Consider the following 24810-nt stretch of genomic DNA (forward strand, 5'->3'; position numbering starts at 1 on the left):
AAGTGGCCCAAACGTTATACGACAAAATTTGGCAAGCACATACCGTTGCCAGCATAAACGAGCAAACTGATTTACTTTATATTGACCGCCATTTAGTGCATGAGGTTACATCACCGCAGGCCTTTGCAGGCCTACGTGAAAAAAACCGTAAAGTACGTTGCCCAGAAAAAACCTTTGCAACGATGGATCATAACGTATCGACTAAAAGCCGATCGCTTGATGCCGCAAGCGAAGTATCTAAAAACCAGTTAATGGCACTAGATGCAAACTGTAAAGAGTTTGGCATTGTACTTTACGACTTAAACTCAATTAACCAAGGTATTGTGCATGTAATGGGGCCTGAACAAGGTATTACACTGCCTGGCACTACCATTGTATGTGGTGATAGCCATACCTCTACGCATGGTGCCTTTGGCGCATTAGCACACGGTATTGGTACGTCTGAGGTTGAGCACGTATTAGCTACGCAAACACTGCAGCAAAAAAAGGCAAAGTCGTTAAAAATTCAAATTAACGGCGTGCTTCGCCCAACGGTAACCTCTAAAGATTTAATTATGGCGGTTATTGGTAAGTTAGGTACAGCCGGTGGCACAGGTTATGTTGCTGAATTTTGTGGTGAAGGCATTGAAGCACTTTCAATGGAAGCACGTATGACGCTATGTAACATGAGCATTGAAATGGGTGCTAAAGCGGGTTTAATAGCATCAGATCAAATTACATATGATTACTTAAAAGGTCGCCCATTTGCGCCTAAAGGCACTGACTTTGACGCCGCAGTTAAGTACTGGGAAACCTTAAAAACAGATGAAGGCGCTGAGTTTGACTTGAGTGTTGAGCTTGAAGCTGACGACATTCAGCCACAAATTACCTGGGGCACAAGCCCAGAGCAAGTCATTGGCGTTGATGAGTGCATACCTGATCCAGATCAAGAACCTGATTTAATTAAAGCCGATGCTATACGCAGTGCACTTAAATACATGGACTTAAAAGCGGGCGATAAATTATCAAGCGCAAAAGTAGATACGGTATTTATTGGTTCGTGTACTAATAGCCGTATTGAAGATTTACGTGCAGCGGCAAAAATTGTTGAAGGTAAGCAAGTTGTAGCTGGCATTGAAGCACTTATTGTACCGGGCTCTGGCCTTGTTAAAAAACAAGCAGAAGACGAAGGTTTAGCCGATATTTTTAAAGCGGCAGGCTTTGAATGGCGCGAGCCGGGCTGTTCAATGTGTTTAGCAATGAACGACGACCGTTTAGAAGCGGGTAAGCGCTGTGCATCTACGTCTAACCGTAACTTTGAAGGCCGCCAAGGTCGTGGCGGGCGTACGCATTTAGTTAGCCCTGCAATGGCAGCCGCTGCTGCAATACATGGTCACTTTGTTGATATTAGAGGAGAAGCCTAATGAGCGTATTTTTTAGTGGCTTAATGGCCCCACTTGATAAAAACAATGTAGATACAGACCAAATCATTCCTAAGCAGTTTTTAACATCTACTAGCCGAGATGGCTTTGATGCAGCACTGTTTTACGATTGGCGTTACCTAGAAAACGGCGAACCAAACCCTGATTTTATTTTAAATCGCCCGTGCTACCAAGGCGCGCAAATATTATTAACGCGCGACAACTTTGGTTGTGGATCATCACGTGAGCATGCACCGTGGGCGCTTAAGCAATATGGTTTTGAAGTGATTTTAGCGGAAAGCTTTGCTGATATTTTCTTTAATAACTGTGGTAACAACCAAATGCTAGCCATTGCGCTACCAGCCGACACGCTTGAGCAATTGTTTGTACTTAGCGAGCAGCACGACGATATAAACATTCAAATCGATCTTGAAAACCAAACACTAACAAGCGATAAATTTGCGCCAATTAGTTTTGATATTCGTAAAGACGTAAAAGAGCGTTTATTAAGCGGCTTAGATTTTATTGGTGTGACCGAAACGCTAAATCCACAAATTGATGCGTTTGAAAAACAACTTGCTGCTGAGCGCCCTTGGCAGTAACGATAAGCAATTAATTACATATGAAAACAAAGCGCGGCTGAGTATATCAGCCGCGCTTTTTTATGTCCTAAAGGCTTTTAGTTATTAATGTCTAAAATCAGCCATTAGCGCAGGTATACCTGGCAGCATACCAACAATAGCCATAACGGTAGTTAAAACCACAAACATAATGAGCGGAATAACCCAGCGGCTCATTTTAGTTAAATTAGCGCTGCGCTCTTTACAGCCAATTAAGCCTAAGTTATCAAGCAGCATAGTCAGTGACCAACCAAAAGCAGGGTTAACCAAGCTTGACGCAAATACGACAATAGCAGCCGATTGCGTTGTTTTACCTTCGCGTGTCATTTCCATACCGGCCTCAAGCAGCGGAATAAAAACACCAACAATAAGTGCAACACATAGCACGGGTTGCCAAATGGCTAAATCCATTGGGTAGCCCCATAAACCCGCAATAATACAAAATACGGCTGTTAAAATGGCGCCCGCCGGAATAGGGCGTTTAGCAATAGCAGCAGGTACAATGTAAGTCCCCCACGATGAGGTAAAGTTAGCACCACCGGCCAGTGAGCCAAAGGTTTGTCTAACTGATGCGCTTAGCATGGTATCGTCTATGTTCATTTGTACTTTTTCAGTACGTTGTGGGTAACTAATTTTTTGAAAAACTTGATGCCCTAAAAAATCCGGTGACCACATAGCTACAGCCAATACCGCAAATGGCAGCACAACCACAAAGCTTTCAAGCGTTGGTAGGCCAAGCATCCAACCTGTGTTTTCGCCCCACCAATAAGCTGGGTTCATATTTGGTAAGCCTGGTGCGGTATGAAATTCAAATGGGGCACCGAGTGCAAATGCAACCACACCGCCAATAAGGCAGCTAAGTGGTACAGCTAGCCAGCGCTTTTTAAAATGCTCAAGTAACGCATACAATAAAATGGTGGCCAAAATAACAATAAATGCAATGTGTGCCATATCAATGGCCTCAGCCCATGCAAACAACTTTTTAACCTGCGAGATAGTACCAATAAAGCCTAAATATATAATTAAGCCCCCGCACACTCCTTTACTGGTTAAGCTTGCCAGTAAACTCCCTCCTTTGGTTATCGCTAAAATAAAGCCAAACGCACCAATGAGCAAGCCAAACGCCATAGGATGGCCGCCAGCGGCAACCACTATAGGAATAAGAGGAATAAGTGGGCCGTGAGTACCGGCTAAGTTAGCCGTGGGTAAAATAAAGCCCGAAAACAAAATAATAAAAATAGAAACAATGAGTAATTCATAGCGTACGTTTTCTAAAACAAACGCATCACTTAAACCTAGTGGCGCTGCAAAAGTAGCGGCAATAGCCCCCACCATAACAACTTTACCAATGGTGCCCGCCATGGCAGGAATCGTGTCTTCAAATTCAAAGCGGTAGTCTCTAAATGGTAAATTAGGCCGCCAGCGTTTAGGCTGCATAATTTGCAGCTCGTGCTCTAGGTATTCGTCGCGGGTATTAAACTCTGAACTAGCTTTATGCTTATTTTGATAGCTGTTGGCATCATCTACGTGCGGTGCGCTTGTTTTTTCTGGCTCGTTACCCTTTGGGGTTACTGACATAGTCCCTCCTGTTACTCGTTGCTTATTTATTAATACGGCTTTTGTTAAAGCAAATGAATAGTGAAGGAGCAGAGTAGATCAGCTTTTACTCAGGAATGTATAGGCAAAAGGTCGTGTATGGCTTTATTTTATGCTAAATCATTGTGTTGGCATTCTTAAATGTAAAGTATATTTTGTTTAAAATCAGTGTGTTGATTTGTTTTTTTATGTGTTCTAATTTGGTGAAACATTGTAAAAACAAGGCTGTTATCCTTTAGTCTAAGTAGTGGTTTATGTATTTTAATTGAACTGAAATAGCACATCTGCTAGGTTCAATGGTTACTCAAATAATAAGAAATTCAATGCAAATTCAATCTCCTAAATCAATTGGTATTTTACTTGGTACGCTTTACGGCATATTTATGCGGCTGTTTGTAGAGCTGCTTGATACTTATAATTTAAGTAGCCTTGTATCTATTTCATTTATGTTTTTAGTGCCCGTTGCAATTGGCTATATTCGTATTCATTTTGAATTTAAAAGCTCAAATACATTAACTAAAAGGCAAATGGTGACAATTGCTTGGCAGCCAATTTTTGTTTTTTTACTTGTAAGCGTTATTACACTGCTTGAAGGCAGTATTTGTGTGGCAATGGCTTTGCCTGCCTTTATGCTCTTTGCAAGTATGGGTGGTTTACTGGCAGGCTTTATTAAAAACCGCCAAACAAAAAACGCTAACAGGCCTTTACTTTCAATAGCTTTGCTTCCTGTATTGCTCTCACCTATTGAGGTAAATTATTTACACTTATCAAAAACGTACGAAGTCACCAACTCTATAGTTATTGAAGCGCCTATAAATCGTGTATGGCAGCAGCTTGCTAATGTAAGCACCATAGAGCCACAAGAATTGCCATTTTCGCTTACCCAATTAATAGGTGTACCTAAACCTTTAGAGGCAAATATGAATGCTACGGGGGTTGGGGCTGTTAGAACGAGTAAATGGCAAAAAGGAGTTGCATTTAAAGAAGTGATTACGGATTGGCAGCCAAATAAACAGATGCTTTATAGATTTGAGATAGACCCTGATGCTATTCCCGATGATGCACTCGATAAACACGTAAAACTAGGCGGCGAATACTTTTCACCTCTTTATGGTGGGTATGCGTTAAGTGAAGATAAAAGCGGCAATACTATTTTAACTTTAAAAACGACTGTGCAAGATAATACAAATTTTGGTGTTTATTCGCGAATATGGGGTGAGGTGATTTTTCAAGACTTCCATTATTCACTTTTAACATTAATGAAAAACAGAGCAGAAAAGCCACTTGTCGCAGCTATTTCCCATTATTAACTTAAACCGCTATGGTATTAAAAAACTATTATAAGAGTACTTTATGAAATTATTAACGGCAGCAACGTTATTACTTGCCTCATCAGCGGCTATCGCGCGTCCTGCGCCTTTGGTATCTATACCAACACACGATGCATTTTTTAATAATATAGCTGCGCATTGTGGTAAAGCGTTTGAGGGCAAAGTAAGCGTAGATAACGCAAAAGGCCCAAGCTCATTTGAGAATAAAAAACTAATCATGCATGTACGCAAATGTACTGATAGCGAGCTGCAAGTACCATTTCATGTGGGAGATGATGCATCGCGTACATGGATCATTACTAAAACGGGCAGTGGTTTGAGCTTAAAGCACGATCATCGCCATGAAGATGGCAGCGACGATGCCTCAACTATGTATGGCGGTCATACTCTTGATGCGGGTTTTGCACAAATGCAGTCTTTCCCGGCCGATCAATATTCTAAAGAGTTATTTGTAGCACAAGGGATAGCGCAGTCGGCAGGTAATACATGGCAAATGTATATTTATCCTGAGGTTTTTACGTATCGGTTAATTCGCCAAGGGCGCGAGTTTAAGGTGGACTTTGATTTAACTAAACCAATTACTCCACCAGCAGCGCCGTGGGGCTACGAAAAATAAACTATTTTTCTTTTTTCTCGGGTGCGTCACATTGTAGTAAAACGTTTAATGGTGGTTGATAAGCGCGTGGTTTAGTAGGAAAACGTTCGTACTCTTGCACGCCTTCAAGCACTTTTAACATAAAGGTTCTGCCGCGGCATAATCTGTCTGCGTGGCGCAATAAAAACATACTTTGATTAGCAAAGTGTTTGTAATCGTCTGATTGTATTTCTATTTTATAGTTGTCTTCACCAATTTTGGTTTGGTAATAATGTACTTTGTTATCAAAGTCGTATGACTTTTCTTTTTCGCCCACTTCTGCAAAGGCGCTCCCTATACCAGAAAAGGCTAGCAATGCAGCGCCAACAACTAAATGCGGTGTGTATAAGCCTTTCATAAAAATGTATCCTTTAATTTGCGAACTTAATACCCATTAATAAAGCATTAAGTGCGATGTATTTAAGTTAAGTCTAACACCCAAAAAGAGAATATGTGATGTTCAAACAAATAAAACAACTGTTTGCCGCTTTTGACGAGCAACAGCCAAGCATAGAGCAGCATGATCTAAAAACAGCGGTTGCTGCGCTGCTTATTGAAGTAATGCGTGCTGATTCTAAGCTCGACCATAATGAACAACACACCCTGACTGTAACCTTAAAAAAATACTTTAATTTAACAGAATCGGAAGTTGATGAGCTCACCAACAATGCCGCTGGTAGCTTAGACGGGGCTATTGATTACTTTCAATTTTCTAAGCAGATTAACGATCATTGCAGTGCGGCGCAGCGCATTGAAATAATTGAGCTATTATGGCGATTGGCGTATGCCGATGGAGAGATAGATCCCCAAGAAGAGTATGTAATACGCAAAGTGGCTGGGCTTTTATATGTAGCGCACACCGATTTTATCGCTGCTAAATTAGCAGCGACACAATCGTAAAAATTAGCTTAATTTACTAGCAACAGAAACGAGCTGCTGCGTTAATACGCTCACTTTTTCTGCTGTGGTAGGGTCGCTAATTTTTCCGTCTTCGTCAAATACAGTAAATGCTGATGGGATAGCGAGCTGATCGGCAAGTACTAACGAGCCAATCCCGCTTAAAATATCGCGTACATGGTTTAAGCCGCGCAGCCCACCCAAACCGCCCGGTGATGTAGCAAATAACGCCACTACCTTGTTGCGAAATGCGGGTACTGCGCCTTGCTCAGTTCGCGATGCCCAATCAATTGCATTTTTAAGTGCAGCAGTAATTGAGCCGTTGTACTCTGGGCTTGCTAGTAAAATACCATCAGCATTACGCAGTTTATCTTTTAATAGTTGTGCATCGGTGGGTGTGCCTTGCGCTTCAATGTCTTCGCTAAATAATGGCAAATTTAACTCGGCGAGTGTAATTACTTCCACTTCAGCACCGGTTTGCAGAGCAAAACGAGCTGCTTCGTTAATAAGTTTTTGGTTAAAGCTATCTTTACGCAGGCTACCCGCGAGCGCGATAATTTTTGGTGCTGACATAATTTAGACCTTTTATTGGTTGGGTATGACACTAATGTAGCAAATTTTTGCTTGTAGAAAACCCGAATAAACGCAACACTTATGTGCGTATATGCACATAAGTAGAAGGCGGGTAGCGTGGCAATAAAATTTGACGACTGGCAAGACGTAAAAGTTGCCTTTGAAGTGGCAAGACTAGGTACTTTGACCGCCGCAGCAGAGGCATTAAGTGTGCACCATAGCACAGTATTGAGACGCATAAATAACTTAGAGAAAAACTTAAATGTACGGTTATTTCATCGCCATGCGCGCGGATATAAAGTAACCGAAAGCGGGGCAAAATTATTTGAAACCGCTCAAGCAATAGATAACTCACTTGAAGGTTTACATAACGCCATTGCCGCAGCCGATAGTGAGCTCAGAGGGAGCTTGTTACTGACTACCGTGAGTGGTTTTATGGATATGCTAAGCAACGTGTGTGAGCAGTTTCAAACATTGCATCCGCAAGTGCAGCTAGAAGTGATTTTAGAGCAAAAGCGCCTAAGGCTTGACCACGGACAAGCTCATATAGCAATACGTGTAGGCCCTAAACCTGATGAAGGCGACTATATAGCGCAGCACTTAGCTAAGCTATCGGCCGGCCTATATGCCCACAAACGTTATATTGCTAAACACGGCATGCCAAAAACCTTAGATGACTTAAAGCAGCATAATTTTATATCGGGTATTGCGGGGTTTAATGCGCGGGTACCGTACTTTAGCTGGGTTGATGAGTTTATTCCTCAGTCGCAAATTAAATTAAGAGTATCAGAAACCTCAGAAGCGGCGCGCGCGGTTATTAAAGGTTTAGGCATAGGGGGGTTGCATCAAAGCGCGATAGAAAATAACCCCGACGTAGTGCCTATATTGCACGACAAATTACATTGGGAGTTTGACTCTTGGTTGGTTACTCACCATTTAGTACACCGCACGGCCAAAGTGCAAGCCTTTGCTGCGTTATTAAAAACCTACTTTAGTAACATGCCACACGTTAAATAGTTTTTTTAACTTTAATGCCTAAGCGTTTGGCAAGCCTAACTAGGTTGGCTCTGTCGAGTTCAAGGGTTCGTGCAGTAGCTGCCCAATTATAATTATGCTGTTTTAATTGCTCGGTAATAACCGTAAATTGCAAAGATTCAACGGCCCGTTTTAAGGGCTGATGATGAGCAATGTGGGCGGTAATTGGCGTGCTAACGTGCGCGTTGTTGTTTGGTTGTTGGGCTAAATCGCAGTGCTCGCTTGTAATTGTTATTATTGGGTTTTGCCACTGGCTTTGTTTAGCCTTTAATGCGCTGCGGCTAATAACATGTTCAAGCTCCCGTACATTACCAGGCCAACTGTATTGGTTGAGCAATACTTGCGCTTCAGTGCTTAGCTTTAATTGTTTAATACCTAATTTACGGGCAGTTTGTTCAATAAAATAACCAGCCAGTAAAGTTATGTCGTGCTCGCGTTTATTAAGTGGCGGCACGGTAATAGGGTAAACACTTAGCCGGTGATATAAATCGGCTCTAAAGCGACCTTGTACTACCTCATGTTTTAAATCACGATTAGTGGCTGCTATTACCCTTACATCCACATATTTTGGCGTGTCTTCTCCTACTGTTTGTATTTCACCACTTTGCAACACACGCAATAATTTGCTTTGCATAGCCAATGGTAGCTCGCCAATTTCGTCTAAAAATAACGTGCCACCATCAGCTAACTGAAACTTACCTTGGCGGGCATTTTGTGCGCCAGTAAATGAGCCTTTGGCGTGGCCAAAAAACTCACTCTCTGCAAGATTTTCGGGGAGTGAGGCACAATTTAAGTGAATCAGCGGTTGATCTTTTCGGGCAGAATTTAAGTGAATATTACGCGCTACTAGCTCTTTCCCTACGCCCGTCTCTCCTAACACCAATACACTAAAATTAGAGGCCGCAACGAGTTTTATTTCATTTTTTAGCGTTTGCATTACAGGGCTTTGGCCAATAATTTCGCCGCCATCGCGAGTAAGTGCATCACGCGTTAGCGCTTGTATAAGGGCGTTTGAATGCTGAGCATGGTGTTTGTAATGGGCAAGCTCTAGGGCTGTTTTAAAATGCGCACTGCACAGTGTTTGTAAGGTGCTGAGTGTATCTGCACTAATACTGCTAAAGGCATTTGCGTTTAAGCTATCGAATGTAAGCACGCCTAGCAAAGTGCTTTTATCGTAAAGGGGTAAGCCTAAGCAAGCATGCACAGGAATATCGCCCGTTTTGGCCAGCAGTAGGCCGTCGTATGGGTCGGGCAGGGGGCAGTCGTGTGCAAACTGTAATGCGTGGCTTGCACTACAAATGGCCGCTAATCGTGGGTGCTCTGCTATTTTAAAGCGCCTGCCAAGGCTGTCGGGCATAAGACCTTTGATGGCTAAGGGCTTAAGTTGCTCGCCCTGCACAACAAGTAATGCACTGGCATCGCTAGGTATTACACGTTCAACCGTTGCCAATAACCGATCAAAGCTGTGCTCGTGCAGCGTGCTTTGGGCAAGCTCTAAAGCCACTTGGGTAAGGTTGAATTGCTGGTTCATGTTAAAATGACCTGTTCGTGTTTTTATGATTTAAATTAGAGTGTGTCATAAAGACTCAATTTGTAAAGTATTTATATTTAACTTACTGAATATTAGTGTTTTATTTTATTGGCACACTATGTGTAATAGCTAAGTAACGTTAATGGTTGCTGAGGTAGTTATGAACACACTTACACTAAATAATGTAAACAACCAGGTTGAGTTAGGCGCATTTTTTAAATCGCTATTATTTACTGCTAATACAGTATTAGGGCTTAGCGCTATTTGTATGGTTGTGAGCATTTTAATTAGTTACCCGTACGCAGAGCACTTTTCGATGCAGGTACAAATATCAGCGCACATTAGTACGATTGTAGTGGCAGCTATTTTAAAAGTTAGTTATGTGCTGCGTTGTGTTGCGCAACATGGTTTAGGGCAGGAAGTACGCTAATGCGCCCACTAAATTTAACAGAGCCAATGCCAGCGCACATAGCTATTCATCACGTAACAAAATGGCCGTTATGGATGCTTGCATTTAGACCCTACTTTTTAGCAGGCGGTTTGCTGGCATTTTTTTCGATAGGGTATTGGTTACTTATTTTAACGGGCTATGCTAGTTGGCACTTAACCATGCCAGCCACACTTTGGCACGCGCACGAAATGCTATTTGGCTTTGCAGGAGTGGTAGCAGGCGGTTTTTTACTTACGGCGGCACAAACTTGGACAGGCGTTGAAAGTATAAGTGGCAAAGCACTTATGCTACTTACTTTTGTATGGATAAGTGCTCGTTTAGCATTTTTTATAAAGCTGGCTGATTTTGCTAATGCTAATTTATGGCTTGTTACTTTGCTACAGCTAGCATGGTGGCTTGGGGCAATTACGGCGCTGGCTAATATGCTATTAACAGCACGTAGTAAAAATAATTACCCGTTTTTAGTTATTTTAAGCGTGTTGTGCGCCCTTAATACTCTTTATTTACTCCTTGTTTTAAATAACAACATGCAGCTTGCATTAGCTGTGGTTGATACTGCGGTACTGGTTGTCAGTTTACTGGTCGGCATTGTAGCAGGGCGGGTTATTCCTTTTTTTACAGCTAAAGGCTTAGCGCTTAGCGAGCAAGTACACAGTCCTAAAATTGATAAAGCGCTGCTGTATTTATCAATATTGGCAATTACTTTATTTTTTATCAGTAAATTATTTTTAAGCTCAATTAGCCCTGCATTCATTGTTGCAATAGTGGCTGTGCTTCACTTAATTCGCGCAAAGCTTTGGTGGCATGCAAACGTGCTAAAAGTGCCTTTATTGTGGTCTTTGCATTTTTCTTATTTTGCTTTAGGTGCTGGCTTAATGATGATTGCACTGAGCTTTTACACAAGCGAAATACATTTTAAAGATGCGCTCCACCTTATCACTATTGGCACAATAGGGATGATGATTTTAGCCATGATGACCCGTGTATCGCTAGGGCATACAGGGCGTACGCTTTATACACCTAAATATATATCTGTTGCTTTTGCGCTTGTGCTGGTGGCAGCTATTACTCGCTCCATACTCCCCTTAATTATTGCGCCACACTTTGCTTGGCAGATCAGTGCCTTTCTGTGGTTAGTGGCTTTTTTGTTATTTTTAATTTACTGCACACCTATATTAACGCGCCGTCGTGTTGATGGGCGCCGTGGTTAGTTTACCTACAGGACTACATTATGTTATCTGATAAAACCATTGAGATTGTTAAAAGCACTGTTCCGTTATTAGCGCAAGCCGGCACGGTTGTGACCGATCATTTTTATAAGCGACTATTTAGCCATAACCCAGAGCTTAAAAATATTTTTAATATGACCAACCAAAACACCGGGCGCCAGCAATTTGCTTTGTTTAACGCCTTAGCGGCATACGCTCAAAACATTGATAACTTAGCGGTGTTAAAAGAGGCATTAGCGCGCATTAACCATAAACACACCAGTTTAAATATTTTACCAGAGCACTACCCCATTGTTGGTGCTCACTTAATTGGCACCTTAAAAGAGCTAATACCAGAGCAGTTTACGCCGGATGTAGAATACGCTTGGCGTGAAGCTTACGCACTGCTTGCTGATATTTGTATAACCGAAGAAGAGGCTTTATATGAGCACAGTAAAAATAAACACGGCGGTTGGGTGGGTACTCGCCAATTTGAAATAACCAACAAGCAAGTTGAATCAGCACTCGTAACAAGTTTTACGCTAACGCCTATAGATGGCAAAGCGGTGATTACCCATAAACCAGGCCAGTATTTAGGGATTAAAGTTAAACCAGAGGGCGCTGAATATGAAGAAATTCGCCAGTATTCTATTTCACAAAAAGCCAATGGTAAAAACTACCGTATTAGTGTTAAAAAAGAGCTACAGCCAAAGCCTGGCATGGTGTCTAATTATTTACACTCACTAGCTCAAGGCGACGTAGTTGAACTGTACCCGCCTGCAGGAGATTTCTTTTTACGAAATAGTAAAAAACCAGCGGTACTTATTTCAGCAGGTGTAGGGCAAACCCCAATGCTTGCGATGCTCGAAACGCTATTAAGCGATAACCCTAGGCAAAATATTATGTATTTACATGCGTGCGAAAATACGCAGCAGCACTCATTTGCACACTATTTAAATGAATTAAGTACGGCTTATAACAGCTTGCAAACTATTACGTGGTTTAATCAAAGTAGTGAAGGGGCTGATTTTACAGGGTTAATGGACTTAACTGCCATAAAAACACAGTTACCTCTTAAAAATGGCGATTTTTACTTATGCGGCCCCGCTGGGTTTATGGCGTTTGTGAAAAGCCAGTTACTGGCACTAGGCGTTCAAAACGAGCATATTCATTACGAAGTGTTTGGTCCGCATCAAGACTTATAAACCAAGAGAAAAACGATAAAGGCACACAGCATAAATGCTGTGTGCCTTTTTAATAGTATTTTATTGTGCTTTACAACTTACGTTTTTAAGCTCAATAGACATATCTTTTTTAGGATAATAAAGCACGCACTGCTCGGCAATTATTTGTAAAACAAACTTTTCTGGCTTGATATTATGCGCGCCCATTATGGGCATACCATTTGAGCCTTTACTATTTCCATGGCTTAATAATAGCTCGCTGCGTTTAGTAAAAACGGTGTCGGCCAGTGTAACTAGTGTGCCGCCCTTTGCTTTTATAATCGCTTGCTGGAGCGTGGCTATAACGCCTGGGTTTACCTCGGTAAGTAGTGCAGGCTTAGCAGTGGCATTACTCATACTGTTACATCCTCCAATAAATAATAAGGTTAATATTGCCAGTAGTTTAGCCATTACTTATCCTTATTTAACGTAGGCCAGGTTAAATCCATATTGCCACGGTTAACGTTATTAGGTGCGTTTAAAGGTAATAGCTGCTTGCTATCGCCAGCAGCGCTTTGTACTTGCTTTTTAATACTCGCAGAGGCGGTGCTAACAGGGCACGTGCCGTTATTATCAATATGATAAAGCGCAGTAGAGAGTATCCCTTCGTTTGGATCGCCTAATTGATTATCAAAGTCGTCACTGACTACACAGCCTTTTACATCAGCATCAAACTGCGGTGTAGGCGTTGGCGTAAAGCCTGCTGCATATTCACCAAACCCTTTACTGTTAATACCGCTAAATTGAATGGTGTAATAGGTGGTGCCACAGTTATGTGTTGGGGTAAAACCGTATGGTTTACCGCAGGTTGTGTCGCCAATGAGCACTACTTCGGCGTCAATGCCTTTTAAGCCATTAATAAAGGCTTCTGAGGCTGAACACGTACCCGATGTACTAAGCACATACACCTTAGATAGGTTTAAATCGGGGAGGCTTTCGCCAGTGCTAAAAAAAGTTGAGTAATCAATTTCTTCATCTATAAACGGAAAAGGCGACTCTACCGGTTGTTTATCGTTTTGCTGAGTTTGGTAATAAATACGGTTTTGAATGTTGGCGCTGCCCGCCACCATGTAAGCCAGCTGCGAAGAAAGCGCTAATAAACCGCCTCCGTTATATCTAAAGTCGATAACAAGCTCTTCTACGTTATCGGTTTTAAATTTATTAACGGCAGCAATTAAGCCTTCTTGGGCAATACCTATATGGCTATTAAACTGCATGTACCCTACGCTAGTGCCATTTGCAGTGGTAATGGTTTTTACGTTTTGTACAGGTGTTTGCTCTATGTTGCCGGCAGTTACGTTAAAGGTTTTTTCAGCGCCATCGTTACTGCGCACCACGATGGTGTGCGAGTCGCCATTAGTGGGGCTAAATAAGCCTTCGTTTAAGGTATCTACGCCTGCTTGTGTGCTGGTATTAATGCTTACGCCATCAACTTCAAGTACGGTATCGCCACGTTGAAAACCAATTTGGCTTGCTGGTGAGTCGTCTTCTAGGTAGGCAACACGTAAAATTCTATCAGCTGGGTCGCCAATAAATGCCCAATTTATACCATAGCCTGAGGTTACACCTGATTGCGCTTCTTGGAAGTAGTCCTCAGAAGGCTCTGAAAAATGAAAATTATCTTTTTTAGCGCCAGAATCGGTTAGTTCTTCGGTTTTTAGTTGGGCAAAATAATCGGCCACTGTAGCAAAGTTTTCAGGGTCGTTATCGGCTATTTCATCATACCAAAGGTAGGTTTCGTCACTCCACGAGCGAAGCCAAAGCTTTTCGTAAAGGGCCGAACCGGCTTGGTCAGGGTAGGGCTCATTATTATTAAACGGATCGTTACCTGTGCGTGGGTTTTCGCAAAAGTTTTTTAACTCCTCCGATGGCTCAAATACACCTGCCGTCCAAGTTGGGGCTGTGCTTGCAGGAGGTGTGACGACTGGGTCGGGCGTTTCATTCATGCTGCTACCACCGCCACAGCCCACAAGCGTTAGGCTTGAAAGTGCAGCAATAATAGCGAGTGTTGCTTTATTGTTTTTAAACATACAAAACTACTTTTTGTAAATAAGTTGTTTAAAATACTACAACACCCGCCCATTTATTCAACGTATTAGCCCCTAAATTATGTAAATGAGTGTATACATTTAGGTGTACTACAGCTTACTTGCGCTGTTTTTATCTGCAAATGCTTGTTTTTGCCAAGCATAAAATAGCTTTTGTTGTTTAGCTGATATTTTTAAGCCGTATGTTTTTTGCATATAAGCGTAGGTGTCGGCAATGCGCTTACGGGCATAAAAAGGAGGCTCTACAACGCGTTGTTTAAAATTAACCTTTACTTGGCAGCGGCCATATTGGGTAGCGTTTTCGCTAAGCATACCAAAGCGATAGTTAGATCGATCTGCGTTAATTTCGCCAATAGCAGGGGCTAAATTGTTTATATCGGCTTCCATTTTTCTAAATTTAGCACTGACCTTGCGACAGTTTTTACGACCACCGTTTTGCCAGCATTGTAACTGGTGACCAAATTCCCACGCCGGCACTATATGCTCCCACTCTATACGCAGCGCACGTACATTAACCTTGCCAGAGGAAGTTAACGTATTACGCGGAATATAACCACAGTTGCTAGGATCGGGGATTAGCTTTTTACCTTGTTTTTTAATGTCGCAGCCGCAGTAAAGGCTTTTGGCGTTTTCGGGTAGGGTTTTAATTAAGTGCCTTTTAGCCGTTGAAAAACGGGTAAATTCTTCACTCGATGCAGAAAAACAAATACAACAAGCCACAAAGGCCAAAATAAATTTAAGCATATCCATCACATACGTGAACTACAGGAGGCGCTAGTCTAAAGTTTTGCTGCTAAAAGATAAAGCCTGAACAAATTTTAATCCGCTATGCTTAGTACACTCTATACTGATATAAAAAATAGCGAGGAGATGACTATGCTAGGTGCTTTTTCAATAAGTTTAACGGTTAAAGATATTAGAGCCTCAAAAGCGTTTTACGAAAAGCTGGGCTTTAGCGAGTTTGCAGGTGAGATAGAGCAAAACTGGCTAGTGATGAAAAACGGTGAGCATTTAATTGGCTTGTTCTCGGGTATGTTTGATAAAAACATGCTGACCTTCAATCCTGGCTGGGATCAAAACGCACAAACCGTTACAGAGTTTAAGGATGTTGATGCGCTTAGCGAATATTTTCAAAACGCTCATATCCAGGTTGAACCTGTGGGTGATAAAAGTTTTATTATTACCGACCCAGACGGCAACCCTATTTTGATTGACCAACACGTGTAAGTTTTTTTAGCCTAACGTTTTGTATTAATAAAATAATACCGCATAAACAAAATAGTACGCTGGTGGCTGCAAAACTGATGAGAAGCGGGTTGTTAAAATCTTCACGCTCGTCGTAATCCATTATGTGTAGCATCCAAAAAAAGTCGAATATGCGCCATAGTGTGCTGCGAACGGTGATAACTTTGCCGTTAATTGCATTTAAATACAGCGTGGTATTAAAGGTGTCGTTAAATTGTACTTGCCACACATTTGTTTTGTATCCCACCTCTCGAGTGCCTTGTTTTAAAAGCGTTGTGTTAATTGGCTTAGCGTCGATGAGTAAATGCGCTTGTGCATTAGCGGTAATTTGTATTTTAGTGGGTGGCTGAAAAGGGCGCCCCGTTAAACCATTAAAGCTCTGCTGCTCGTCAGTATTAATAACAGTAATAAGCGGGGTCGTTAAAAAGTGCTCAAATACTATTTGCATGGGGTTAGGCACTTGGGCAGTAATATTATCGAGTGATGTGGGGTAGTCTGCTTGAGTAAATGGGTTTGTAAGTGTGCGCTTAGCAAGGTGCTTACCGTGTACGTATTCAAGTGGTATCGCGCTCATTACTAAGCCGCCTAAAAGCCAAGCTAAAATTTGTAAGGCAAGTAAATAGCCTAGCCACTTATGTAGTTTTCGAGCGCGCTTAAATAGTTGTTTTCTCATTTTGTGCTTCTTATTATTTTTAGCGTTAGTGTATTACAGCAGCCCATGCTTTTACTGCGGCATTTTGTCGCAGTTATTCATAAGCTTACTCTAACTTTATAAAAATAATAAAAAGGAGCGGTAAAAAATCAGTGAGGCTGTGTTTAATGCTCACGTAAGGCATTTATTAGCCCTTGTTTGCTCATTTTTGAGCGGCCGCTAATGCCGAGCTCTTTAGCTTTATTGTACAGCTGCTTTTTAGTGCGCTGCTCATACTTTGAGGCTTTGCCGCCTTTAACAGCGGTTTTATGAGTATTGCTATTAGCAATGCGCGCAGCTTTTTGTTTGCTCATGCCTTCATCTCGAAGCGCATCGTATTGATCGTCGTTTTTAATTTGCGGGCCATGATCTACCATAATTGTCCTCCTGAAGCGTTTAATTACGCAGTGTGTGTATAACTTTCATACATAAACGGTAAAATTAAGCGTAACTAGCCTAACCCGTTTTATAAGGCAAATTAGATGCCAATGGCGTTTAAACAGGTATTTTCTATTAATAAAGCCATGTTTAGCGCTTAGTTGATTTGGTATAAAAGTAAAACTGCGTTAAAGTTTGCGATGAAACTATAAGAGGGTAAAAAGCAGACAATGTCGGAAATTCAATTTTTAAATGTAGATCTAGAGCTTGAGTCTAAACAAGATATTAGCGCCCTAGTGGCAGACTTAAAGAAAAACGCGATGGTTTTGCATTATGACAAAGACGAATATCGTCAATTGGCGCGTATTGAAGCCTCAGGTGATATAACCACGCCAGACAAAGCAATCAACCACTTATGTGAATTAATAGAGTCGTGTTCACGTAATGCGCTTAAGCAGTGGCTAAGCTGTTCGCGCAGAACGTTTGATATAGGCTTTGAGTCGGGCACGTCACCTAAGTGTTTTAACCAAGCTCTACATGCAGATACACTACTACGTATATCTGCCATTGGCGCTGGTATGGAAATAACGATTTACCCTATCGAAAAGTAGCCATAGTTAACTATTTGCGCTCGACAACCGCTGCGGTCATTTTTGATACGCAGCAAAGCTCGCCGCGGCTATTGGTTATTTTTATTTCCCATACAGAACTGCGCTTACCAATATGAAATGCACGAGTAACGGCGGTTAAAGTGCCATTTCGAGAGGCCTTTAAGTGGCTGGCGCTAATTTCCTGTCCAACACAATAAAATTTTGTAAAGTCCACTACAAAGTTAGCGGCGTAGCTTGCTACGGTTTCAGCAAGTACCACATTTGCGCCACCATGTACCATACCAATAGGATTATGATGCTCAGGAATAGCAGGCATGGTAGCCACTAGGTAATCATCTCCTATTTCGGTTATTTCTATGCCCATGGTTTTCATCAGCGTGCCTTGGCCGTTTATTCCCTCATCTAACTGTTTGCAAAGCTCTAATGTGATGGGTTGATGCCAAATACTCATAATTACTCCTTTATATTGAAAGCAAATTTATAGCATTTTAAATACTGAACGTCTGCAATTACCTAAAATTTATCCAGGCGCGGTGTATTTAGCTATTTTAAAGCACAATTTAAATTTGCGATTTTTATTTAACTGTATATACTCACAGTTAAATGTACTGTATGGAAAACCAGTTGTATGCGACCATTAACTAAACGCCAAGCTCAAATACTCGAACTAATAAAAGTTTTTATTAAAGACACTGGTATGCCTCCTACACGTGCCGAAATTGCGCAAACACTCGGTTTTAAAAGTGCCAATGCTGCAGAAGAGCACTTAAAAGCGCTTGCCAAAAAAGGTGTTATTAAAATGAAACCAGGCGCAAGCCGTGGTATTCAATTGGTTGAAGAAGAAGAGCCAGAGCAACTAGGTCTGCCATTAATAGGTAGAGTTGCAGCGGGTTCGCCTATTTTGGCGCAAGAACATGTTGAGAGTCACTGTAAAATAGACCCACTCATGTTTAAACCAGCCGCCGACTTTTTACTGCGTGTTAACGGCATGAGTATGAAAGATATAGGTATTATGGATGGTGACTTGCTTGCCGTACACCGTACTCAAACAGCAGAAAACGGCCAAGTTGTGGTTGCACGAGTAGATGAAGACGTAACCGTAAAACGCCTAGAAAAAGCAGGCCGAAAAGTATTATTACACGCCGAAAACGAAGAGTTTACGCCAATTGAAGTAGACCTTGAAAACGAATCGTTTAATATTGAAGGGTTAGCCGTTGGCGTAATAAGAAATGCCGATTGGATGTAATTTTTAACTATTTTTAATTAATATTTATAAATGCGCACTTTTTAGTGTGCATTTTTGTTTTAAAAACAAACCTTCCACCGTCTCAAAACGCCCTAAAATTATTTAGGCTGTAAACTTTTTTTCACTCATACTTTTATCTTCCTAAGCGTGTTACATCCCTTAATTTTGCTCGTATCTTGGCTGTTAAATAACAATTTAATACGCCGTCATTTAGTCAATACTAAAATATCACTTGATTGTTTTTTATACTAAAACTTGCTTGTTGTACGTTTTTTAGCTAATCATTAATGTGCTGGACTAACAATAACTCACAGCTTTTTAGTTATGAGAACACACAATATACACAAACCTTTTGTTGTCCTAGCGATACCAATCAAAAATAAGATTGGTTAAAAAATAAAAATAACGAATTGGCGTTTAAGCCGTATGCCTCTTCGCTTTGCATTCGCAATAGCATCAAAGGAGCCGTCACATGGGTAAACTGACCTCTACCTTGTGGCTTGTGTTGATTATGTTCCCGCAGCAAGTGCTGGCTAATAGCCAATACAATATGCGCAAGGGCGTAACCGATATAAGTAATAATGTATATCAGCTACACATGACCATATTTTTAATATGTTGTGTGATTGGGGTGATAGTGTTCGCAATAATGTTTTGGGCACTGATTCATCACCGTAAATCTAAAGGGGCAGTTCCTGCCCAATTTCATGAAAGTACCAAAGTAGAAATTCTTTGGACTGCCATTCCGTTTGTTATTTTAATTGCCATGGCAATCCCTGCCACTAAAACCCTCATTGCGATGGAAGATGCCAGTAAGGCCGACTTAACCATTAAAATTACAGGGTCACAGTGGAAGTGGCATTATGAATATATGGGCGAAGACGTAGAGTTTTACTCTATTTTATCTACCCCTCAAGACGAAATAGCCAACCTTGCTAATAAAAACCCTAATTACTTACTTGAGGTTGATAAACCTTTAGTACTGCCAATTAATCAAAAGGTGCGTTTTTTAATGACCTCTGATGATGTTATTCACTCTTGGTGGGTCCCCGATTTTGCCGTTAAAAAAGATGCCAACCCGGGGTTTATCAACGAAACGTGGACCAACATTAACGAAGAAGGTATTTACCGGGGACAGTGTGCAGAGCTGTGCGGTAAAGATCATGGTTTTATGCCCGTGGTGGTTGAAGCTAAATCGCAAGAGGACTTTAACGCATGGCTTGCAGATGCTAAGCAAGCTAAGCAAAAAGCCGCACTTGCTGATGCAGCATTGCTTGAGACAACAATTCCTAAAGAAGAGCTAATGACACTAGGTGAGCAAGTGTATATGGCAAGTTGCGCTGCGTGTCATCAACCTACTGGTATGGGTTTACCGGGCGTATTTCCTGCGTTAAAAGGCAGCCCCATTGTTTTGGGTGATATAAAAGATCACATTGATGTAGTGATTCATGGCCGCCCAGGAACTGCAATGCAGGCATTTGCAAAGCAGCTCTCAATTAAACAACTTGCAGCGGTAATTACCTATAAACGTAATGCGTGGGGTAATGAAACGGGTGATGTCATCCAACCTAGTGAAATTCAGGCAGCACTTGATGCGGAGGCGAACTAATGAGTAGCATAGTAGAACAACCTAACGCCAATAACGCTCACCACGGCCATCACCCAGCCAAAGGTTTTAAACGTTGGTTATACACAACAAACCATAAAGATATTGGCAGCATGTACTTAATTTTTTCGCTGACTATGTTTTTAATTGGTGGTGCAATGGCCATGGTTATTCGGGCTGAGTTATTTCAGCCAGGATTACAATTGGTAGACCCACACTTTTTTAACCAAATGACCACAGTACACGGTTTAATTATGGTGTTTGGTGCTGTAATGCCAGCCTTTACGGGACTTGCTAACTGGATGGTACCGCTTATGATTGGCGCGCCAGATATGGCACTGCCCAGAATGAACAACTGGAGCTTTTGGATTTTACCCTTCGCTTTTTTAATTTTATTGGCATCGTTATTAATGCCTGGAGGCGGCCCCGCATTTGGCTGGACGTTCTATGCGCCGCTTTCAACAACGTACAGTAACGACAACACCGCAATGTTTGTGTTTGCAGTGCACATTATGGGGATTAGCTCAATTATGGGCGCAATAAACGTTATTGTGACCATTGTTAATTTACGTGCCCCAGGCATGACATGGATGAAGCTACCATTATTTGTTTGGACATGGCTAATAACCGCATTTTTATTAATTGCTGTTATGCCCGTATTGGCCGGAGCGGTCACTATGGTGCTCACCGATAAATACTTTGGAACCAGCTTTTTTGATGCGGCAGGCGGCGGCGACCCGGTGATGTTTCAGCACATATTTTGGTTTTTTGGCCATCCCGAAGTGTACATCATGATTTTACCCGCTTTTGGTATTATTTCGACCATAGTGCCTACATTCTCACGTAAAAAACTATTTGGTTATGCCTCAATGGTTTACGCAACCTCCTCTATCGCATTACTGAGCTTTATAGTGTGGGCGCATCATATGTTTACGACCGGTATGCCCGTTGCTGGCGAGCTATTTTTTATGTACGCGACCATGCTGATATCGGTGCCTACAGGGGTAAAAGTATTTAACTGGGTAGCCACTATGTGGCGAGGGTCAATAAGTTTTGAAGTGCCTATGCTATTTAGTATTGCCTTTATTGTGCTGTTTACTTTAGGGGGCTTTTCGGGGCTGATGTTGGCTATAACCCCTGCTGATTTTCAGTATCACGATACTTACTTTGTGGTGGCGCACTTTCATTACGTGTTAGTTACGGGGGCAATATTTTCGATTATGGCGGGGGCTTATTATTGGCTGCCTAAGTGGACGGGCAACATGTACAACATTGCCTTGGCTAAGTGGCACTTTTGGTTGTCGCTGGTAAGCGTAAATGTATTGTTTTTCCCTATGCATTTTGTAGGGCTGGCAGGCATGCCGCGCCGTATTCCCGATTACGCCCTGCAGTTTGCTGATTTTAACGCAATCATAAGCATAGGTGGGTTTGCCTTTGGTTTATCGCAGTTACTCTTTGTGGCGGTGGTAATTAAATGTGCCCGAGGGGGCGATAAAGTCCCTGCAAAAGTATGGGATGGTGCTGAAGGTTTAGAGTGGGAAGTGGACTCTCCTGCGCCGTATCATACTTTTTCTACGCCGCCGGAAATTAAATAATGACACATGCACCGCTATTAAAGCGCCTAATTCTTATTTGTATAGGTATGTTTGCTTTTGCATTTGCCTTAGTGCCCTTATATGACGTGTTCTGCGACATAACTGGGCTTAATGGCAAGCCGTCGCTTGAACAAGCTAAACAAAGTACACAGGTTGCACAAAATCGAGAAATAGGTGTGAGCTTTACAACCCATGCGCAAAGTGGTGCGCCGTTTATTGTTAAATCTAAAGAATACAGTGTTGATGTGAAACCAGGTGCCATGCGTGAGGTAATGTTTAGCGCAAAAAACACCAGTGATATCGATAAAGTAATGCAAGCGGTGCCTTCTGTATCGCCCGGAAAGGCAGCCAAGTACTTACATAAAATAGCGTGCTTTTGCTTTGATCAACAACCCCTAAAAGCGGGTGAAGAGCTTGAGTTTAAGCTGCTTTTTTATGTTGATACTGCACTGCCGAGCGATGTAGAAGAGCTAACTTTATCGTACACCGTATTTGATATTAGTGAGCAGCTAGTAGCAAGTAATAACTAGCCTGCATGTCTAGTGTAAAACTAGGAGCAAGTAACATGAATCAAGATTATGAAAACTACTACGTACCCGAGCAAAGCCCGTGGCCCATAGTGGGCGCGGTGGCGTTATTTTTTATTGCAGTGGGTGCAGCTTTAACAGTCATGAACTTAGAAAGTGAAGGGGGCAGCGGTGTGTACTTGCTATATGCAGGCATTGCAGTGCTGCTGTATATGATTTTTAGCTGGTTTAAAAATGTAATTAGCGAGTCTGATCAGGGCTTATATTCAGCGCAAATGGACCGCTCATTTCGACAAGGAATGAGCTGGTTTATATTCTCTGAAGTTATGTTTTTTATGGCCTTTTTTGGCGCATTATTTTACGCCCGCATACTGTCGGTGCCTTGGCTTGGCGGCGCTGGGAATAATGCGATGACCAACGAGGTGCTTTGGCCGACCTTTGAGGCCGTATGGCCACTACTAACCACACCAGCAGGTGAAACCACGCAAGCTATGGGGTGGCAAGGCTTACCCCTTATTAATACGCTTATTTTATTAGCGTCTTCGGTTACTTTGCACTTTGCTCACGTAGCCATTGAAAACAATAAACGTAAACCGCTAAAGGTGATGCTAGGGGCAACCATTTTATTGGGTGTGTGCTTTTTAGCATTGCAGGTAGAAGAATATATTTATGCCTACAACGACTTAAACTTAACACTAGATGCAGGCATTTACGGGAATACATTCTTTTTGCTGACAGGTTTTCATGGCATGCATGTGACCCTTGGCGCCATCATTTTGTTTGTTGTATTTGTGCGTATTTTAAAAGGCCACTTTACGAAAGATAAACATTTTGCGTTTCAAGCAGCGGCTTGGTACTGGCATTTTGTTGATGTGGTGTGGCTGTGTTTATTTGTTTTTGTGTATGTGTTGTAACGGCTAATGGTGAGTGATTAGCCTTTATAAAACCAAGTTTTACAGCGGCTATCACCATCACCAAAACCACCACAGAAAACAGCACGCGACGGCCTAAAAAATGCGACATAGGCCGACCGCCAGATTTATCGGTCACCATAATAAATAGCGCTCTAAACAAGTTGAAAAGTATAAATAGTAACAGCAGCACAATAATAATTTTAATAATCACTGGGTTGACCCTTTATGCAGTTAATTTTAAGGCGTAAACAAAAGCTTAGCTCATTTATCGCACTTTGCGTTGTGGTAGCTGTGGTGCTGGTATGTGTACGTTTAGGGTATTGGCAATTAGCAAGGGCTGAGCAAAAGCAGCAACAGCTAACAGCTATAGCTAACATGCAAACCCAAGGCGTAATGAGCTGGCAGCAATTACAGGAAATGCCTACAAAGTGGAATAAAACAGGTGTAGTGGTTGAGCTTGTCGGAAAAATAATAAATCAGCAATACTGGCTTTTAGATAACCAAGTTTACCAAGGGCAAGTCGGTTACGATTTATTGGTTTTATTTAAGCCAAGCCAAGCAAGTGACGCTTTACTCGTTAATTTAGGGTGGGTAAAAGCGCCTATTTCACGCAGCGAATTACCTAACATCCAACTTCCTAAACGTAATATTACGTTTAAAGCGCAGATAAAAGAGCGAAATTTAACGAGCTTTAACTTACAAACCAATGCGACAAAACAAGACCTTCAAAAACGAATTCAATCAATAGATTTACAAAAGCTAAGTGAGCAGAGTAATCAATCGTTATTTAATTTTATGGCTTATCGTCAAGGTGCAGGAGATGCGCTAGCTATACCGCATTATAAAGCGGTGGTGATGAGTCCGCAAAAGCACCAAGCGTATGCAGTGCAATGGTTTTTAATAGCCTTAGCCTGTGTAGTGGTGGCCATTTTTGCCAGTAAAAAGAGGACTAACAATGAAAAATAACCCCTTAGTTTTGTTTGTTGTATGTTGCGCTGTACCGCTAGTACTTGCATACGGTGCGCTAAAACTAGACTGGTTGCCGAGCGCAATTACCAATAATGGCGAGTTTTTACAGCGCGAAGTAAAGCTTGAAAACTGGCAGCAGCACAACCCTAAGCAATGGACAATTGCGCTTAATTACTCCAATAAATGTAATGCTTCGTGCAATGAGCAGCTCAATGCGCTTGATAACTTATATATCGCCTTAGGAAAAAATCAGGGCAAGGTTGATATGGCTGTAATGGGGGCGCCTAAAGTTAAAAACATTCCTTGGAAAACCTTTAACGCGCAACAAAATTTGCAGCCCGCTAGCTTATATTTAATCGATCATATGGGGTTAGTGGTGCTTGAGTATCCGTTTAAAGAGCAGCCACAAGAAAACCGTTTAGTGCAAAAAGGTTTATTAAAAGACTTAAAAAAACTGCTTAATTATTCTCGTTCAAGCTAA

General features: G+C 41.8%; 29 protein-coding genes. 18 read left to right on the forward strand and 11 right to left on the reverse strand.

Annotated features, from left to right (window positions below):
* Window positions 1-2 precede the first annotated feature (2 nt).
* Together leuC and leuD are read left to right on the forward strand one after the other, a co-directional pair.
* Window positions 3-1403, forward strand: coding sequence for a 3-isopropylmalate dehydratase large subunit (gene leuC, locus PSH48_RS15565; RefSeq protein ID WP_273611838.1), 1401 nt, complete (start codon window positions 3-5; stop codon window positions 1401-1403).
* Complete coding sequence (gene leuD, locus PSH48_RS15570; protein WP_004589386.1) at window positions 1403-2002, forward strand: 3-isopropylmalate dehydratase small subunit; 600 nt, start codon at window positions 1403-1405, stop codon at window positions 2000-2002. The genes leuC and leuD overlap by 1 nt, the downstream gene beginning before the upstream one ends.
* An 84-nt stretch (window positions 2003-2086) precedes the next feature.
* Here leuD and PSH48_RS15575 read toward each other — a convergent pair whose 3' ends face one another.
* Window positions 2087-3598 carry a DUF3360 family protein gene (locus tag PSH48_RS15575; protein WP_273611839.1) on the reverse strand — a complete coding sequence of 504 codons (1512 nt, stop codon included), beginning with the start codon at window positions 3596-3598 and terminating at the stop codon, window positions 2087-2089.
* 341 nt (window positions 3599-3939) lie between these two features.
* Here PSH48_RS15575 and PSH48_RS15580 point away from each other — a divergent pair, with 341 nt between their 5' ends.
* Complete coding sequence (locus tag PSH48_RS15580; RefSeq protein ID WP_029773334.1) at window positions 3940-4926, forward strand: hypothetical protein; 987 nt, start codon at window positions 3940-3942, stop codon at window positions 4924-4926.
* Between the two features lie 43 nt (window positions 4927-4969).
* A complete protein-coding gene (locus PSH48_RS15585) occupies window positions 4970-5563 on the forward strand; it encodes a hypothetical protein (protein ID WP_029773333.1) in 594 nt (197 codons plus the stop codon).
* Between the two features lies 1 nt (window position 5564).
* On the opposite strand, the gene PSH48_RS15590 is transcribed toward PSH48_RS15585, so the two are convergent.
* Complete coding sequence (locus PSH48_RS15590; RefSeq protein WP_004589382.1) at window positions 5565-5939, reverse strand: hypothetical protein; 375 nt, start codon at window positions 5937-5939, stop codon at window positions 5565-5567.
* Window positions 5940-6037: 98 nt separating this feature from the next.
* Here PSH48_RS15590 and PSH48_RS15595 point away from each other — a divergent pair, with 98 nt between their 5' ends.
* A complete protein-coding gene (locus PSH48_RS15595) occupies window positions 6038-6481 on the forward strand; it encodes a tellurite resistance TerB family protein (RefSeq protein WP_024033928.1) in 444 nt (147 codons plus the stop codon).
* Window positions 6482-6484: 3 nt separating this feature from the next.
* On the opposite strand, the gene PSH48_RS15600 is transcribed toward PSH48_RS15595, so the two are convergent.
* Window positions 6485-7051 (reverse strand): NADPH-dependent FMN reductase, encoded by a 567-nt coding sequence (locus PSH48_RS15600; RefSeq protein ID WP_029773331.1) that lies wholly within the window; start codon window positions 7049-7051, stop codon window positions 6485-6487.
* Between the two features lie 117 nt (window positions 7052-7168).
* Between PSH48_RS15600 and PSH48_RS15605 the strand changes: the two genes are divergently transcribed.
* Complete coding sequence (locus tag PSH48_RS15605; RefSeq protein ID WP_004589379.1) at window positions 7169-8068, forward strand: LysR family transcriptional regulator; 900 nt, start codon at window positions 7169-7171, stop codon at window positions 8066-8068.
* On the opposite strand, the gene norR is transcribed toward PSH48_RS15605, so the two are convergent.
* Entirely contained in the window at window positions 8061-9617 is a 1557-nt protein-coding gene (norR, locus tag PSH48_RS15610; protein ID WP_273611840.1) for a nitric oxide reductase transcriptional regulator NorR, read from the reverse strand. The genes PSH48_RS15605 and norR overlap by 8 nt on opposite strands.
* Window positions 9618-9777: 160 nt before the next feature.
* On the opposite strand from norR, the gene PSH48_RS15615 reads away from it, so the two are divergent.
* Genes PSH48_RS15615 through hmpA form a run of 3 tightly spaced genes read left to right on the forward strand, consistent with a single transcriptional unit; the run spans window position 9778 to window position 12481 of the window.
* Window positions 9778-10047 (forward strand): hypothetical protein, encoded by a 270-nt coding sequence (locus PSH48_RS15615; RefSeq protein ID WP_055255306.1) that lies wholly within the window; start codon window positions 9778-9780, stop codon window positions 10045-10047.
* Window positions 10047-11279 (forward strand): NnrS family protein, encoded by a 1233-nt coding sequence (locus PSH48_RS15620; RefSeq protein ID WP_273611841.1) that lies wholly within the window; start codon window positions 10047-10049, stop codon window positions 11277-11279. The genes PSH48_RS15615 and PSH48_RS15620 overlap by 1 nt, the downstream gene beginning before the upstream one ends.
* A gap of 20 nt (window positions 11280-11299) precedes the next feature.
* On the forward strand, window positions 11300-12481 hold the full coding sequence (gene hmpA / locus PSH48_RS15625; protein ID WP_337946970.1) for an NO-inducible flavohemoprotein: 1182 nt from the start codon (window positions 11300-11302) through the stop codon (window positions 12479-12481).
* A gap of 60 nt (window positions 12482-12541) precedes the next feature.
* On the opposite strand, the gene PSH48_RS15630 is transcribed toward hmpA, so the two are convergent.
* The 3 genes from PSH48_RS15630 to PSH48_RS15640 all read right to left on the reverse strand — a co-directional run bounded on the left by PSH48_RS15630 (window position 12542) and on the right by PSH48_RS15640 (window position 15297).
* A complete protein-coding gene (locus tag PSH48_RS15630) occupies window positions 12542-12910 on the reverse strand; it encodes a hypothetical protein (protein WP_273611842.1) in 369 nt (122 codons plus the stop codon).
* Window positions 12910-14529: a S41 family peptidase gene (locus PSH48_RS15635; protein ID WP_273611843.1), complete on the reverse strand. Its 1620-nt coding sequence runs from the start codon at window positions 14527-14529 to the stop codon at window positions 12910-12912. The genes PSH48_RS15630 and PSH48_RS15635 overlap by 1 nt, the downstream gene beginning before the upstream one ends.
* Before the next feature lie 108 nt (window positions 14530-14637).
* Window positions 14638-15297, reverse strand: a complete 660-nt coding sequence (locus PSH48_RS15640) for an endonuclease (protein ID WP_273611844.1) — start codon at window positions 15295-15297, stop codon at window positions 14638-14640.
* Between the two features lie 126 nt (window positions 15298-15423).
* On the opposite strand from PSH48_RS15640, the gene PSH48_RS15645 reads away from it, so the two are divergent.
* Window positions 15424-15774 carry a VOC family protein gene (locus tag PSH48_RS15645; RefSeq protein WP_054983318.1) on the forward strand — a complete coding sequence of 117 codons (351 nt, stop codon included), beginning with the start codon at window positions 15424-15426 and terminating at the stop codon, window positions 15772-15774.
* On the opposite strand, the gene PSH48_RS15650 is transcribed toward PSH48_RS15645, so the two are convergent.
* On the reverse strand, window positions 15749-16465 hold the full coding sequence (locus PSH48_RS15650; protein ID WP_273611845.1) for a hypothetical protein: 717 nt from the start codon (window positions 16463-16465) through the stop codon (window positions 15749-15751). The two genes, PSH48_RS15645 and PSH48_RS15650, sit on opposite strands and share 26 nt — an antisense overlap.
* A gap of 143 nt (window positions 16466-16608) precedes the next feature.
* Window positions 16609-16860, reverse strand: coding sequence for a DUF7218 family protein (locus PSH48_RS15655; protein WP_029773325.1), 252 nt, complete (start codon window positions 16858-16860; stop codon window positions 16609-16611).
* A 231-nt stretch (window positions 16861-17091) separates the two neighbouring features.
* On the opposite strand from PSH48_RS15655, the gene PSH48_RS15660 reads away from it, so the two are divergent.
* Window positions 17092-17472 carry a hypothetical protein gene (locus PSH48_RS15660; protein ID WP_004589368.1) on the forward strand — a complete coding sequence of 127 codons (381 nt, stop codon included), beginning with the start codon at window positions 17092-17094 and terminating at the stop codon, window positions 17470-17472.
* Window positions 17473-17482: 10 nt separating this feature from the next.
* Here the strand turns inward: PSH48_RS15660 and PSH48_RS15665 are convergent, their stop codons facing one another.
* Window positions 17483-17923 carry a PaaI family thioesterase gene (locus tag PSH48_RS15665; RefSeq protein ID WP_004589367.1) on the reverse strand — a complete coding sequence of 147 codons (441 nt, stop codon included), beginning with the start codon at window positions 17921-17923 and terminating at the stop codon, window positions 17483-17485.
* A 177-nt stretch (window positions 17924-18100) separates the two neighbouring features.
* Here PSH48_RS15665 and lexA point away from each other — a divergent pair, with 177 nt between their 5' ends.
* The 5 genes from lexA (at window position 18101) to PSH48_RS15690 (ending at window position 23360) form a co-directional block, all read left to right on the forward strand.
* Window positions 18101-18718, forward strand: coding sequence for a transcriptional repressor LexA (lexA, locus tag PSH48_RS15670; protein ID WP_004588213.1), 618 nt, complete (start codon window positions 18101-18103; stop codon window positions 18716-18718).
* Window positions 18719-19190: 472 nt separating this feature from the next.
* Complete coding sequence (coxB, locus tag PSH48_RS15675) at window positions 19191-20327, forward strand: cytochrome c oxidase subunit II (RefSeq protein ID WP_004588214.1); 1137 nt, start codon at window positions 19191-19193, stop codon at window positions 20325-20327.
* Window positions 20327-21919, forward strand: a complete 1593-nt coding sequence (gene ctaD, locus PSH48_RS15680; RefSeq protein WP_273611846.1) for a cytochrome c oxidase subunit I — start codon at window positions 20327-20329, stop codon at window positions 21917-21919. Before coxB ends, ctaD begins: the two co-directional genes overlap by 1 nt.
* The gene (locus PSH48_RS15685) at window positions 21919-22449 is read left to right on the forward strand and encodes a cytochrome c oxidase assembly protein (protein WP_004588216.1); all 531 of its coding nucleotides are present in this window, start codon (window positions 21919-21921) and stop codon (window positions 22447-22449) included. Before ctaD ends, PSH48_RS15685 begins: the two co-directional genes overlap by 1 nt.
* A gap of 35 nt (window positions 22450-22484) precedes the next feature.
* Window positions 22485-23360, forward strand: coding sequence for a cytochrome c oxidase subunit 3 (locus PSH48_RS15690; protein ID WP_004588217.1), 876 nt, complete (start codon window positions 22485-22487; stop codon window positions 23358-23360).
* Here PSH48_RS15690 and PSH48_RS21200 read toward each other — a convergent pair.
* Window positions 23260-23571 carry a DUF2909 domain-containing protein gene (locus PSH48_RS21200; protein WP_085065488.1) on the reverse strand — a complete coding sequence of 104 codons (312 nt, stop codon included), beginning with the start codon at window positions 23569-23571 and terminating at the stop codon, window positions 23260-23262. The two genes, PSH48_RS15690 and PSH48_RS21200, sit on opposite strands and share 101 nt — an antisense overlap.
* Before the next feature lie 14 nt (window positions 23572-23585).
* Here PSH48_RS21200 and PSH48_RS15700 point away from each other — a divergent pair, with 14 nt between their 5' ends.
* Together PSH48_RS15700 and PSH48_RS15705 are read left to right on the forward strand one after the other, a co-directional pair.
* On the forward strand, window positions 23586-24326 hold the full coding sequence (locus tag PSH48_RS15700; RefSeq protein ID WP_273611847.1) for an SURF1 family protein: 741 nt from the start codon (window positions 23586-23588) through the stop codon (window positions 24324-24326).
* Complete coding sequence (locus PSH48_RS15705; protein WP_055255278.1) at window positions 24316-24810, forward strand: hypothetical protein; 495 nt, start codon at window positions 24316-24318, stop codon at window positions 24808-24810. Before PSH48_RS15700 ends, PSH48_RS15705 begins: the two co-directional genes overlap by 11 nt.

The organism is Pseudoalteromonas sp. Angola-4, assembly GCF_028599265.1.
Lineage (GTDB): Bacteria > Pseudomonadota > Gammaproteobacteria > Enterobacterales > Alteromonadaceae > Pseudoalteromonas > Pseudoalteromonas atlantica.